Origin of the sequence: Brevibacterium jeotgali (genome assembly GCF_900169175.1) — a bacterium.
GTDB lineage: Bacteria > Actinomycetota > Actinomycetes > Actinomycetales > Brevibacteriaceae > Brevibacterium > Brevibacterium jeotgali.
Genome location: NZ_FXZM01000011.1, coordinates 90,728 through 104,334 on the forward strand (window position 1 = coordinate 90,728; position 13,607 = coordinate 104,334).

Consider the following 13,607-nt stretch of genomic DNA (forward strand, 5'->3'; position numbering starts at 1 on the left):
GTCACTGGCACGTCGTCGAGCGGGTGCCTCCGCGGCCGCGCCCCTGCAGACGTGTCGTCGGCAGTCCGTGAGGCGTGAAGCCCATGATCTTCGCATAGAAGCCGAACTCGGTCACGAGAGTGTCCGCGAGGACCTCCTGCGTCGTGAACCCGTGTCCCTCATCCTCGTAGAACCGCGCGACGTAGGGCGTCCCGTTCTCTTCGAGCGCGTCGATGACCCGCTGCGTCTGGGAGGGGAGGACGACCGTGTCGCACTCGCCCTGGAAGAGCGCCAGGGGAACGGTCAGCCGATCCGCACGGCTGAGCGGCGACCGCTGCCGGTGGAGCTCCTCCGACCCGGGCAGCGGTGCGATGCGGCTATGGCTGCAGTGCGCCTCGAACCGCGCTGTGTCGCGTGCGAAGTCCAGTGCGTCCGCCACCCCGCAGCGGCTCACACCGCATGCGAACACGTCCGAGGCCGTCACCGCGCCCAGCACAGTCCAGCCACCCGCAGAGCTGCCGCTCACCGCGATCCGGTCAGGGTCGGCGAGGCCGGCTGCCACGAGCCCACGCGCGACCGTCACGACATCGTCGACGTCGTCGATGCCCCAGCGGCCGTGGAGCGCGGATCTGTGGTGGCGGCCGAAGCCGGTCGATCCGGTGTGGTTGACCACGGCGACGCCGATCCCGCGGGACGTGAAGAACGCACCGAACGGCTGGGCCGACGGCATCGCCTGATCCGTGGGCCCGCCGTGGACGAAGACGACATAGGGCGGGCGCTCGGCGTCCGGGCCGTCGGTCTGCGGGCTGAACGGCGGATAGACGACCGTGTGGACGGTGTCGAACGACCACAGCCGCGGAGTGGAGAACCAGGGACTGATGTCCGTGACATCGGTCTCGAGTGCCACCGGATGCAGGTCGCCCGACGCCACATGGAATGTGTACAGGCCGGTGACCCGATCGCCCGCGCCTCCGACCAGCAGAGCCGTCGCCGAGCTGTCGTCGAAGTCCTGGATCCGCAGCCAGTCCAGGGGGCAGTCCAGCTCGTGCTCGGCACCGGTGCGCGGATCGGCCCACAGCAGCGTCGATCCCGCAGAGCGGCTCTCTGCCAGGATCCGCGTGCCGCGGGAGACGGGAAGATACCACCGCGATCCCAGCTTCCACAGCGGCCCGCCGATCTCCCCCGTGAGCGTCACGGACTCCCCCATGACCTCTGCCGGCGGATCGCTGACGAACTGCTTCTCGTCGAACTCACGGGCCACGGGTCGCGCGCGCACCGTGGTCTCCGCGGGTGGGACGCCCGGCTCCCCGCACGCTCGACGGTAGGCGGACGGCGCATCGATCGACACGACCGTCCAGTGCCCCGACGAATCCTCGCTGAAGGCCAGATCCCTGCCGGACAGCCATTCGGGCTGCAGCACGGACACGTCCGGGCTGTGCCAGATCCGGTGGGCGTCGCCGACCGGTTCAAGGGACCGCGGTTCGAGGGGGACCGCGTAGATGCCGCTCTCGTCCCAGGGCATGTGGGGACTGTCCCAGCCCACCCAGGCGAGCAGGGTCCTGTCCGGCGAGAGCCTCGGCCATGCGAGGAAGTCCGCCGGTGCCTCGACGAGGACACGAGGCGTCGGGCACCGGTCTGACTGCGGCTCTTCGTCCAGCGCACCGTGCTCGCCGTCGTCGTGGGCGATGACGACGAGCGACTGGGTCACGCGGTCGCCCTGCACCTCTGGGATGTGGGTCTCCTGCACCGCGAGGACGACGCCCTGGGACACCGTGAGGTCGCCGTACCTGACGGCGCCATCGGTGTCGGGAGTGAGGCGGGTGCGGTCGACGATCGGCCCACGGGCGCCATCGGCGCGCACCGCGTCGAGCCCCCGGCCGCCGGAGCGGACGATCTGCACGATCTGCTCGGCCGACAGGGTGCAGATGCGCTGGCTGTCGTTCTCGACGAAGACGAGCCTGCTCGTCCTCGGCATGATCGCCCACGCCCCGCCGCCGTATTCATTCACCCGCGAGGTGACGCTCACGTCCAGGCCGGTGATCTGCACACGTGCCGACGCGTCGTCCCGTGGAACCCAGAAGAGGGCCGGCGCGCCGCACTGTTCGGGCACCACCTGTGTGAACCACACGCCGGGTCTGCCGTCGACGGCACCGAACCGGCCTCGGCCGATCGGGCTGTCGCCCACCGCAGCGGAGACGTCGATCGGCGAGTCCCAGGTGCCGTAGGGGGCGAAGCGCTTCATGTCCCGGTCATACTCGCGATGCGACGTCCTCGTGGAGGTCTGCTCATGCCCGTGCCCGGTTGCGCGCGCGATCGATCGTCGCCTGCCCCAGCACCCGCGATCCTCGATAGACCACCATCGTCTGCCCCGGAGCGACTCCGCGCAGCGGCTCCTGCACCAGCACACGCAGCACCTGGCCGGCAGGTCGCGGTCGGGGAACGACCGGACCCAGCGGGTCGGTCTCTGCGGCAGGTGCCTCCGTCCGCAGCTCGCCCAGCCAGACGCGGGCGGGCACGGGGTCCGCGTGCGCCCGGATCTGCACCTCGCAGTCGATGCCGGAGTCCTCCGATGCGCCCATGTCCGACGGCGCCGGCCCGGCCCAGGACGTGCGGATACCTTCCAGCTCATCGACGGAGAGAGCCTCCCTGGGCCCCACGGTCACGGTGTTGCGCGCGGGGTCCACGCCCAGGACGTAGCGCGGCTGACCGTCCGCAGAGGGGCGTTCGATGCCCAGTCCCCTGCGCTGGCCGACCGTGTAGGTCGTCGCGCCGTCGTGGTCGCCCAGCACGTCTCCGGACTCGTCCTCGATGAGCCCCGGCCGCATCGGGATCTTGTCCGTGAGCCACGCCTTCGTATCCCCGTCGGGGATGAAGCAGATGTCGTAGGAGTCCGGCTTGTTCGCGACGGGGAACCCGCGCTGCTCGGCCTCCGCCCGGACCTCCGCCTTCGACGCGGATGCGCCGATCGGGAACAGGCAGTGCTCCAGCTGTTCCGGGGTCAGGACGCCCAGGACATAGCTCTGGTCCTTGTTGAGGTCCACCCCGCGGTGCAGCTCTGTCGTGCCGTCGTCGGCCCGGCGGATCTCCGCATAGTGCCCGGTGGCGACCGCGTCGAAGCCCAGGGCGAGCGCGCGGTCCAGCAGCGCCGCGAATTTGATCCGCTCGTTGCAGCGCATGCAGGGGTTCGGTGTGCGCCCATTCGCGTACTCGGCGATGAAGTCGTCGACGACGTCTTCCTTGAAGCGCTCGGAGAAGTCCCACACGTAATACGGGATGTCGAGCATGCCAGCGACGATATGAGCGTCACGGGAGTCCTCGATGGTGCAGCAGCCCCGCGAACCGGTCCTCAGTGTGCCCGGCATCCGCGACAGTGCGAGGTGGACGCCGACGACGTCGTGACCGGCGTCGACTGCGCGTGCGGCTGCGACCGCAGAGTCCACTCCCCCGGACATGGCAGCCAGAACCTTCATCTTGCACCTCCCGAATGTGCCCAGCGCGGCGATGCGGACACCATACCCGCCCGGCGTGAACGCTCCACAACCTCCGGCAGTGCGCGAAGGAGCGCGTCGACCTGCTCGCGGGTGGTGTCCGGTCCCAGCGAGAACCGCTGAGTGGAGCGGGCCTGATCCTCGTCGAATCCGCACGCCATGAGCACGTGGGAGGGACGCGAGACTCCCGCCTGGCAGGCAGACCCCGTCGACGTCGCGAAACCGGCCGCATCGAGCAGGAAGAGGAGCGAGTCCCCTTCGCACCCGGGGAAGACGACATGGAGGTTCGCAGGCAGTCGCCCGGGCCGACCGTCCTCGCGGGGATGATCGCCGTCGCCCTCGAGTCCTGCACCGGTGAGGATCGCATCCGGGATCTGTCCGCGGATGCCCTCGGCCAGCCGGTCCCTCAGGGCAGCCGTGCGGGCGGAAGTGCCGTCGGTGAGATGAGCGGCGGCGAGCTCTGCTGCGGTCGCGAACGCCGTCGCACCTGCCACGTCGAGTGTGCCGGAGCGGACGCTGCGCTCCTGTCCACCGCCGTGCAGAAGGGGCACGGGTGCCAGGCCGCGGGACAGGACGAGCGCGCCCACCCCCACCGGTCCCGCCACCTTGTGGGCGGAGAGGCTCATCGCGTCGACGCCCAGCGCGGTGAAGTCCAGCGGGATCTGTCCCAATGCCTGCACCGCGTCGGTGTGGACGGGGATCCCGTGCGGATGCGCGAGCGCGACGATCTCCTCGAGCGGCTGCACCGTGCCGATCTCGTTGTTCGCGAGCATCACGGACACCAGGCTCACCGATTCCGGGTCGTCTTCGATCGCCGCTCTCAGCGCCTCGAGATCGACGCGCCCCTGCCGGTCGACGGGCAGCCAGACCACGTCGACGCCGTGGGATTCGAGGTGCTCCGCGGGGTCGAGGATCGCGTGGTGCTCGATCGTGGAGACGAGCAGCCGAGGCCGGTGAGCCCCCTCAGCGTTCCGTGCGGCGTGGATGCCCTTGAGCGCGAGGTTGTCCGCCTCCGTCCCCCCGGACGTGAGGACGACCTCCGCGGGTTCCGCCCCGACGGCTGCGGCGATGCGCGCCCGGGCGGACTCCATCCGCATGCGTGCAGACTGGCCCTCCGCGTGCAGTGAGGACGGGTTGCCCACGGCACGCAGCTCCTGTGTGTATGCCGCGAGGACCTCGTCATCCATCGGGGAGGTCGCGGCGAAATCGAAATAGGCTCGCACTGCACAGGAGTGTACCGAAGGCGCCTGTGCGCAGGGCCCGTGACGAGGAGACCGCTGGGTCAGGGGCGGAGAACCCTGCCCGCCGCGACCGCCGTAGAATGTTCCCGTGATTCCGGAACTCACGTACCTCCTCATCGGCTTCTCGCTGCTGCTCGCAGTCGTGTCCCTGATCCTCGCTCTGCGCAATCGCGCCGCCGGGCGGTGGACGCTCGTCGGCACAGGACTGCTCCTGACGATGCTCCTCATCCAGACCGTCGTGTCGGTGCTGATGTGGGGCCAGTCGCCCAGCACGGACGGGATCCTCTTCTTCGGCTACCTGCTCACCGCACTGATGCTGGTTCCTCTCGCAGGAGCATGGGCGTATGCGGAGCTCACTCGCTGGGGGCCTGCGGTCCTCGCCGCTGCCGGAGCGACGGTCGCGGTCATGATCGAGCGGATGAACCAGATCTGGATGTGAGCCTCGGCGCACACCCGGACGACGAGGACGCACTCCGGCAGTGCCGTGCGGCAGGAAGCGGAGGACTGACAGGATGCATAGAACGAGAGGCCGGGACATGGCACACGAGACCCCGCGCTCAGCACGTGAGGCGCGCGCCGCCGCGCGTTCCGAACGCAGCGCCGCCCGTGCCGCGCGATCGCCGTACTCTGCGATCCACACCGGCCCCGGCCGCTTCCTCACCGCCGTCTACGGGATGCTCGCCTTCGCCGCTGTCGGCCGCGTCACCTACCAGCTGCTGCTGAAGTTCTCCGAGGCGCCGTTCGCATACACCCTGTCGGCACTGTCCGCCGTCGTGTACATCCTCGCGACCGTCTGCCTGGTCATCGGCAGCCGCGCGTCGCACCACATCGCCGTCGCCGCCTGCATCTTCGAGGGCGTCGGCGTCCTGGTCGTCGGAACGCTGAGCTTCACGCACCCTGAGTACTTCGCGCACGACAGCGTGTGGTCCGCGTTCGGGCTGGGCTACGGGTTCGTTCCGCTCGTGCTGCCCTTCATCGGCCTGTGGTGGCTGCGCCGGGTCCAGCGCGGTGTCGAGGCCCGGCGCGGTGTCGAGACTCGGCACGGCTGAGCACGTCGACGTCCAGCCCCGCTCACTCCTCCCCGTCGTCCCCGGCCTCGTCGGCACCTCCGCCGTCGGAGGTCTCCGAGGACAGCATGTACCAGCCCGGTGAGAACACCGATGCCGTGTCACCTGCCGTCGTGATCAGCATCGGCTGGGCGACATCGATCGTGATGACGCTGCCCTCCGAATCGGTCGTCATGACGGCTTCGATCTCATCGCCCAGGTCGACGAAGTAGGACTCCGGAACGTTGACCGTGAGAGTGCAGCGGGACTCCGCGAAGCTCACACCGCCGCCCTCTGTCGCGAGCGCGTAGTCCCCCAGCGGCACCTCTTCGTACGGTGCGCATTCGACTCCCACGTCGGAGAAGCCCGTGTCATCGGCGCCCAGATCCGCGACGTAGTCGCGGAAGTCCGCGAAGCCCGCCTCTTCGAAGTTCGGGCCACCTTCGGGTACGTCGCCCGAGGCGAGGTACTCACTCGCCTGCCCCACGAGTGCGTCCGCCGCCTCCGAGTGCGCGTCCGGAGCCTGCTCGACGGCGCCCTGCTGGTCTGCGAGGATCGTCGGCTGCGCCTCCGCCGGGACGAACAGCGACTCCGCGACCTTCCAGTCCGCAGCAGCCGAATCCCGGGTCGCGAGCATCGCCTGGACCTCTTCAGAGTCATCCCCTTCAGGGGTCGCGAACGCCATGAACCACATCGGGTACTCGCTGAACAGGGGCCCGCCCGCGACCACGTCCGTGTAGCTCGATGCACCGAGCGTCGTGCCGGACTGCTCAGCGATGAGCATCTCCGCCCGCGTCCGCTCGAGCAGCGGACCCGTCTGCAGCGGCTCGAGCGCGCTGGGCTCCTCACCCAGCGCCTGGTCGAGGCTCTCCGCATAGGTCGTGAGGAAGCTGCCGGCGTCGCCGGAACGCACGGCGGGTCGCTCGTACGGGGTCAGCTGCGGCCGAGCGGGCTGGGGGATGTCGGCGCAGGCACTCAGCGCCAGTCCGGTCACCAGGCCGCCGGAGAGAAGGGCCCCGAACCGTTTCATTCCACGGCGGCGCAGGAGTCGGCCCATGGATCGCGGTCCTTTCATGTCGTACGCCCTCACACCGCACCTCCAGTCGCACCACGGGCTGCGGCGTCGGCGCCAGCACCGACGCCTGCACGGTCACGGCCCGCTCCCCCACGGCGCTGGCGCGGCCTGGGGCGGGGACGGAAGCGGCCGAACCACCAGCGCAGCAGATAGAACGCGCCGAGTCCCAGCAGAGCGACCGCACCGGCGAAGCCGGCGATCGAGAGGCCCAGGACCTCGTGCACGTCCATCGACAGTGTCACCTGGGCACCTGCGAGGTTGCCGTCCTCTGCAGCGGGAGCGACCACGATCACCTGCGGTTCAGCCTCGAGATCGAAGGTGTGGCTCACAGTCGTGCCGGTGTCCGTGTGCGTCCACCAGTCACGGGAGTCCGGTGCGCTCACGGGGGCCGGCTCCCCGGCGACGGTCCGGTGGACCGCGGTATCCGGGAAGTCGACGTCCGTGATCTCCTCATGAGCGACGCCCGTGAGGTAGTCATCGGCATCCACGCCGTTCGCCGTGCCGATGAACAGCTCCTGATCGGATTCGACCGTGAGTGTCGCCTCGGTCTTCTCGAACGGCACGATCGCCTGGTCGAGCAGGAGGGCGTACGCCTCGTCCTCCACCGCGAACGGTTCCGTCTCCGTGACCTCTGCGGTGCCGACGACGGACAAGGCGGATGCGGACAGCGCCGCGAGGACGAGTCCACCCACAGCGCAGATCAGGCCGATGGCCACACGGATCATCGCGGTCGCCTCAGAACAGTGCCCGCATCAGCCGGCCACGTGCCTTGACGACCCGGGGATCTTCAGCGCCCACCACCTCGAACAGGTCCAGCAGACGCAGCCGCAGACGCTCCTTGTCGTCAGGTGCGGCCGTCGGCAGGAGGCCCAGCAGGCGGGAGAACGCAGCTGCCGGGTCACCCTGGACCAGTTCGACGTCGGCTGCCTGCAGCGCAGCGTCGATGTCCTTGGGTGCGGCGGACGCCGCGGCGAGGACAGCTGCAGGATCCAGGTCCTGCGTCCGCTTGAGCATCGCGACGCGCACGAGTCCCAGCTTCGCCTCTGCATCCGCCGGCGCCTCTGCGAGCGCGGCGCGGAAGATCGCCTCTGCACCGTCGAAGTCTCCGGATTCGAGCGCGGCGAGTGCCTCGGGATGAGCAGGACCCGGTTCCGGCGCCTCCGCGTCGTCCAGCGGGACGGCGGTCTTCGTCATGCCCTGCTGTCCTGCGACCTCGATGACCTGGTCGAACACCTGGCGGATCTGCTGCTCCGGCTGCGCGCCCTGGAACAGCGGTGCGGGCTGGCCCTTGAGGAGTGCGACGACGGTGGGGATCGACTGCACCTGGAAGGCCTGCTGGATGCGCGGGTTCGCGTCGACGTCGATCTTCGCGAGCACCACCCTGCCCCCGTACGATTCGACGACGCGTTCGAGGATCGGGCTCAGCTGCTTGCACGGTTCGCACCATTCGGCCCAGAGGTCGATGATGACCGGCACATCGTTCGACAGCGCGACGAGGTCCTCGAACTGTGCTTCGTCGCTGTCGAAGACGAGTCCCGACACCCTCACTGCGTTCGGCGGGAGCGACCCTCCGGCGGGTGCCGCGCCCGCTCCGGAGGTCGACTCCGCGGAGGGCGTGTTCCGTGACCGGACAGCGGAGAGGTCGAGGCCCTCCTGCCCGGGCTGACCCGGCTGACCGGGCTGCGCTGCGTGTCCTGCGTGTGCTGCGTGTGCTGGGCTGTCGTGCGGTGACTGTGTCACGTGTCTCTCCTCTGAACTGGTCGTGAGACGGACTGGTCGTCGTTCAGGCGCGGGGCTGGGGCATTCCTGCCGTCACTCGGTGCCCACCGACGCGCCTGTGAAGGTCTCATTCACGCCCACCAGTCGGATCGGTTCCTGTGCGCCGGCCGGAACCACCCACGTCGCGATGACCGTACTGGTCTGCGTGAGGTCCTCCGATGTCTCAGTCTCTCCGATGACGTCCGCCGCTGGCGAGGGGATGGTGAGAGTGCCGGTGGTCGATTCGGTGCTGTCCGGCGAGATCGTGGATTCGGCCTCGACCACTCCGGTGACCACGGCACTGCCGTCCGCCGCCTCCATCGCGGTGAGCTGCGAGTCATCGCCTGCATAGGAGAAGGTGACTTCCGCCCCGCCGGCCTCCAGCTCGTCACTCTGCGAGGCCTGGTTGGACCGCACCTGGCTGGCGAATGCGTCCTCCTCGAACGCCTCCGCGCTGTCGGATTCGTCGCCCTCGGACAGGACGTCGGCATAGGCCGCGGGCACTTCGTTCGGGAGCAGTCGGTAGCCGCCGGCCTCCGGGTCGAGTAGTGCGGAGCCCTCGCGGGGGTCGGAGATCTCCGGGATCTCCGCACCCGGCTGGAGCACCGTCTGCGACCACACCGTGTAGTCGGCGCGGGCATCGGACTGCGCGAGGACCAGCAGCCGGCTCTGCTCGATCTCCGTGTCCTCGACGATCACGGACGTCGCACGGGGCCACGTGTCGGTCGCCGCGGTGAAGTTGACCTCCACGTCGCCGTCCGCGACGCCCGGTGGCAGTTCGAAGTCCTCGGACGCGTCCTTGACGTCGTATGCGGCGGACCGCTGCGCCAGGAAGGGCCCGGATGCGCGCTCCGCGAGTGCGTCCTCGTCCAATTCTTCGTCCGCCCCGGCGACCGTGCTCCGCGCCTTGTCGAGGATGGACGCGATCTGATCATCCGTCACTGCGGGACCCGCGTCGGTGGGCGCGGGATCCGGGTCCGGCTGAGGCAGCTCCGCGGGTCCGCAGCCCGCCAGAGCGATGACGGGGACGATCGCGAAGGCGGAGCCCGTCTCCGCGAGCTTGCGGCGACGCTCCTGGCGCGCAGTCCTGCGCTCCTTGTCGCGCTTGGCGCTGCGGAGGGACATGAAGCCCACCCCCAGTCCGATCAGCACGATCACACCGCCGCCGATCATGAGCGGGATGGCCCACGGGGTCGCCGTGTCGTTCGGCCACGTGATCGAGACGTCTGAGGCGGCGGGCTGCTCGCCGTCCGTGCCGATGACGAATGCTGTGCGGCCCGCGTCCTCGTCGAAATCCCAGGACACGGTGCCCTCGCCGGACTCCGTGGCCTCCCACAGGTCCGCTCCGCCCGGGGCGGGGACGGTGGCGAGCTCTTCGGGGTCCGGCTCTGCGGCCTCGTCTTCGGCCGCCTCGTCTTCGGCCGCCTCGTCAGCGGGAACATCAGTCGGGCCGGCCTCGGGAGCACCTTCGCCGCCGGTGAAGGTGCGCGACTCGAGCGAGTCCTCCTCCGCCAGCCCCACGATCCGCGTGGCGTCCGATGCCCCCACCCAGAAGTCCGCATTCTCCTTCGTGGTCCGAGAGATCGTGATCTCCTGGTCCGCTGCGGTCGCGGTCGCTGTGAGCGTCGCGGGGGTGTCGTAGAGGTTGAGCACCCCGGGTTCGACCACGACGACGGGACCCGGTCCGTCGAGCTGCACGGAGGCGGTCCTCGTGTCGTCGGGTGCCCAAACCGTCTTCTGCAGGACACCGAACATCCCCGTGATCAACCCGATCACGACGATCACGGCAGGCAGCACGTAGCGCACGCTGGTCCCCTTCGTCGGCGTCGGAAGCTCAGTCAGAGTCTTCCCTGGAACAGTCCGAGTCTAGCGAACCGCACGGACGCGGGACTCGAACCTGCCGGTCAGGAAGCTTTCGCGATCCGGTCAGGAGGTGCCGTCGACCACAGCCGCTCCCGAAGCACCCGGGGCGACGGCATAGGATCAGCTCATGGCTGCAGAGAGAATCGTCTGGATCGACTGTGAGATGACCGGTCTGGACCTGGACGTCGACGAACTCGTCGAAGTCGCCGTGATCGTCACGGACTTCGACCTCAATCCGCAGGACGACGGCATCGACATCGTCATCCGCCCCTCCGACCGGGCGCTCGAGAACATGGGCGACTTCGTCACCACGATGCACACGACCTCGGGGCTCATCACGGAGCTGGACGGCGGCACGACGGTGGAGGATGCGCAGGCGCAGGTGCTCGCCTACATCCGCGCACACGTCCCGACGGCGGGGAAGGCGCCGCTGGGCGGCAACTCCGTCGGCACGGACAAGGCGTTCCTGGTCAAGCAGATGCCGGAGGTGGTCGATCACCTGCACTATCGGATCCTCGACGTCTCCTCCGTCAAGGAACTGGCGCGCCGGTGGCACCCCCGCGCGTACTTCCAGTCCCCGGAGAAGACGGGCGGCCACCGCGCGCTGGGCGACATCCAGGACTCGATCCGGGAGCTCGCCTACTATCGTCGGGCGGTCTTCCGGGAGACGGAGCCCTCGTCCGCCGAGGCCCGGGCCATCGCCGGCGAGGTCGTCGCCGCCTATGCGTCCGAGCAGGACTGACCGGGCCGGACTCGGACGTGGTCCGACGGGCCGGCCCTGCCACTCCGGGCAGGGCCGGCGCGGCGGGTCACCGACTGGGCCGGCCCGTATCGGATTCGGCGCTCAGCGCTTCGAGTCGCTCCCATGGCCGAACAGCTTGGACGGGAGGATGCCGGAGCCCAGGACGAGCTTCGCCACGACCTTCGCATCATCTGCGAGCGCGGACAGCGCGTCGTCATCGAGAACGTCCCAGGCAGCGGCGACCGCAGCGTCCGTGCGGTTCTCAGCGTCTTCCTTGAGAGCCGCACCGGCGTCCGTCAGGTGAGCATCGTCACCGGCGGAGGTGAGCAGACCACGTGCGGCGAGCGCCTTCGCAGTCTCCCGCCATTCCTCCTCTGTCCATCCGCGAGTCTTCCGCATCGACCACGGGTAGAAGGAGCGTCCCGACGCGCTGTCGAGCACGATCGCCTCGAGTCCGCTGAGTCCCACCGTCACGAGGGCCGCGATGTGCGCGTCGCCCCGGTGCTCGCGCAGGAGGGTGACCGCCGTCCACAGATCGACTGCGGACTGCAGGCCCGGGTCCTCAGCACGAGCCTCGGCCACGGCGCGGACGTGAGCCGCGTAGAGTGGGCGACCGCTCAGCGACTGTGCGTCCAGGACAGGCTGCAGGCGCTCGAGGATCCGCTCCACCAGCGCGTCGAAGCCGGCCCGATCCAGACCGGCCGTCGCAGCTGCGTCGGAAGCGAGGATCTCGGCGCTCATCGCCTCGACTCCGGCGATCCGCGCCGTCGTGACCTCCGCCGGGCGAACCGCCTCCCAGCAGGCGGGGACCTGGGTGGCGACATAGGCGGGTGCGTAGTTGAAGAACGTCGCGACGACGAGCTCTGCCGAAGGCGCGCCCAGAGGCGCGGACCTCTGCGCGAGGTAGTGCGCTTCCACCGGGACGCCGGCGCCCTCGAGCGCCTTCGTCATGGTGGGAGCGAAGTAGGAGGCGGAGTGGAGCGTGTCGAGGCGCTTCGTGGCTGATCGGGTCAGTGAGGTGCGTGTCATGCCTCAACCCTAACGACATCGCGTGATGCACGTCACGCACTGATCGCGTGCCGGACACGCACGGCGCACAGTCCGAGCCACCAGCGAACCGGCGGCCCCCTGACCGCCCGAGCAGGAGTGCAGCAGCATGCAGAGAGCGACGATCTCCGTCTCCGAGGGACGCTTCCCCGAAGCCCACATCGACGGCCGCCGCATCATGGAGCCGTCGATCGGCTATGCGCTCACACGCCTCTGCGCACAGGCGCGCATGTGCGAGACCGGCATCCATGTAGAGGTCGACGACGCCGGCACACGACTGACCCTCGTCATCGACGCGGGAGGTCGCCTGCACACACCCCCGGACGCGCCAGCACTCACAGACGCGCCTACACGCGCACGGTCCGACGCCTCGACCCCCACCCGAGCACTCCCCGCGACCCCGGAAGATCCGGCCACGCCGGCCGGCTTCGCCAGCGCCGTCCCGTCGAGAGCCTCCGCCGACCATCGCCGGACGTTCACGGCGCACTGCGACCCGGCGCCGCCGCTGACACCTCCGGACGACCGCGTCCGGCCACACCAGAGAGAAGCGGCCCATCGGCGCACCGTCACCGATGACGCACCGCCCGCACCACCTCGGCACGCCATCGACTCAGGTCGCGCGCGTCCGACCTCGGCGGATGCGCCTCTCCCGTCGCAGGCACGCCCTGTTCGCGGCGGGTTCATCGCGGCGGCCGTCCTGGCAGCAGCCCTCCTCGCCTGCAGCGCAGTCCTGCTGCTCACCTGAGGCGCCCGCCAGCCGGGGCGGGAACGGCGGGAGCCGCCCCGGCGAAACGGCACAAAAAAGCCTGAGTCGCGACATCGTCTGTCAACGATGTCGCGACTCAGGACAAATGGGGTGGCTAACGGGACTTGAACCCGCGGCCCCCGCGACCACAACGCGGTGCTCTACCGACTGAGCTATAGCCACCATCGTCGCTTGCACGCAGGCGACAGAGAAGAGTTTAGACCTTCTGCGCACCGTTCGCCAATCGAGGGACAAGCGCTCCCGGTTCCGGTGCGACTCGTCTCGATTCGACCGACCCCGCCCCGTGGTGCGGGCTCGTCGGCCGGGCGGGCTCGTCGGCCGGGCGGGCTCGTCGGCCGGGCGGGCCCGGCAGCAGGGTGGGCCGAACCCGCCCGGGGACGTGCGACGCCCTGATGATGATGTGCATCACCTTCGGTCCGCCCAGCGGCACACACCCCACCCCTCTCATCTGGGCCTGTAACTTTTCGGACTCAGTGCGCCCACGAGTGCTGTTCCGAGGGATCTGCGCTCATACACTGGACTGCGCTGCCGACGCGGGCGCGCACGAACTGAACTACCGTTCTCAGGCCGCGCCACCGGAGAACGCACCACTACGACTTTGG

12 protein-coding genes and 1 tRNA gene are annotated in these 13,607 nt (G+C 69.5%); 4 read left to right on the top strand and 9 right to left on the bottom strand.

The window, feature by feature from the left end:
- Position 1: 1 nt before the first annotated feature.
- Genes BJEO58_RS11525 through BJEO58_RS11535 form a run of 3 tightly spaced genes read right to left on the bottom strand, consistent with a single transcriptional unit; the run spans position 2 to position 4,690 of the window.
- The gene (locus tag BJEO58_RS11525; protein ID WP_101589624.1) at positions 2-2,221 is read right to left on the bottom strand and encodes an alpha/beta hydrolase family protein; all 2,220 of its coding nucleotides are present in this window, start codon (positions 2,219-2,221) and stop codon (positions 2-4) included.
- Between the two features lie 43 nt (positions 2,222-2,264).
- Positions 2,265-3,449, bottom strand: a complete 1,185-nt coding sequence (mnmA, locus tag BJEO58_RS11530) for a tRNA 2-thiouridine(34) synthase MnmA (protein ID WP_101589625.1) — start codon at positions 3,447-3,449, stop codon at positions 2,265-2,267.
- Positions 3,446-4,690: a cysteine desulfurase family protein gene (locus BJEO58_RS11535; RefSeq protein ID WP_101589626.1), complete on the bottom strand. Its 1,245-nt coding sequence runs from the start codon at positions 4,688-4,690 to the stop codon at positions 3,446-3,448. The genes mnmA and BJEO58_RS11535 overlap by 4 nt, the downstream gene beginning before the upstream one ends.
- Positions 4,691-4,796: 106 nt before the next feature.
- On the opposite strand from BJEO58_RS11535, the gene BJEO58_RS11540 reads away from it, so the two are divergent.
- Both BJEO58_RS11540 and BJEO58_RS11545 read left to right on the top strand, forming a co-directional pair.
- The gene (locus BJEO58_RS11540) at positions 4,797-5,147 is read left to right on the top strand and encodes a hypothetical protein (protein ID WP_101589627.1); all 351 of its coding nucleotides are present in this window, start codon (positions 4,797-4,799) and stop codon (positions 5,145-5,147) included.
- 97 nt (positions 5,148-5,244) lie between these two features.
- A complete protein-coding gene (locus tag BJEO58_RS11545; protein WP_101589628.1) occupies positions 5,245-5,757 on the top strand; it encodes a hypothetical protein in 513 nt (170 codons plus the stop codon).
- A gap of 22 nt (positions 5,758-5,779) precedes the next feature.
- On the opposite strand, the gene BJEO58_RS11550 is transcribed toward BJEO58_RS11545, so the two are convergent.
- From BJEO58_RS11550 to BJEO58_RS11565, 4 genes are all read right to left on the bottom strand, one after another.
- Positions 5,780-6,811 (bottom strand): DUF8094 domain-containing protein, encoded by a 1,032-nt coding sequence (locus BJEO58_RS11550; protein WP_101589629.1) that lies wholly within the window; start codon positions 6,809-6,811, stop codon positions 5,780-5,782.
- Between the two features lie 29 nt (positions 6,812-6,840).
- Positions 6,841-7,554: a hypothetical protein gene (locus BJEO58_RS11555; RefSeq protein WP_101589630.1), complete on the bottom strand. Its 714-nt coding sequence runs from the start codon at positions 7,552-7,554 to the stop codon at positions 6,841-6,843.
- 10 nt (positions 7,555-7,564) lie between these two features.
- Positions 7,565-8,569: a tetratricopeptide repeat protein gene (locus BJEO58_RS11560; protein ID WP_101589631.1), complete on the bottom strand. Its 1,005-nt coding sequence runs from the start codon at positions 8,567-8,569 to the stop codon at positions 7,565-7,567.
- A gap of 72 nt (positions 8,570-8,641) precedes the next feature.
- Positions 8,642-10,393: a DUF8094 domain-containing protein gene (locus BJEO58_RS11565; protein WP_246075945.1), complete on the bottom strand. Its 1,752-nt coding sequence runs from the start codon at positions 10,391-10,393 to the stop codon at positions 8,642-8,644.
- 184 nt (positions 10,394-10,577) lie between these two features.
- Between BJEO58_RS11565 and orn the strand changes: the two genes are divergently transcribed.
- Positions 10,578-11,192 carry an oligoribonuclease gene (gene orn / locus BJEO58_RS11570; RefSeq protein ID WP_101589632.1) on the top strand — a complete coding sequence of 205 codons (615 nt, stop codon included), beginning with the start codon at positions 10,578-10,580 and terminating at the stop codon, positions 11,190-11,192.
- Positions 11,193-11,294: 102 nt separating this feature from the next.
- On the opposite strand, the gene BJEO58_RS11575 is transcribed toward orn, so the two are convergent.
- Positions 11,295-12,221: an SCO6745 family protein gene (locus tag BJEO58_RS11575; protein WP_101589633.1), complete on the bottom strand. Its 927-nt coding sequence runs from the start codon at positions 12,219-12,221 to the stop codon at positions 11,295-11,297.
- A 127-nt stretch (positions 12,222-12,348) separates the two neighbouring features.
- On the opposite strand from BJEO58_RS11575, the gene BJEO58_RS11580 reads away from it, so the two are divergent.
- Positions 12,349-12,984 carry a hypothetical protein gene (locus BJEO58_RS11580; protein WP_101589634.1) on the top strand — a complete coding sequence of 212 codons (636 nt, stop codon included), beginning with the start codon at positions 12,349-12,351 and terminating at the stop codon, positions 12,982-12,984.
- 107 nt (positions 12,985-13,091) lie between these two features.
- On the opposite strand, the gene BJEO58_RS11585 is transcribed toward BJEO58_RS11580, so the two are convergent.
- Positions 13,092-13,167: transfer RNA gene (locus tag BJEO58_RS11585), tRNA-His, on the bottom strand.
- Positions 13,168-13,607 lie beyond the last annotated feature (440 nt).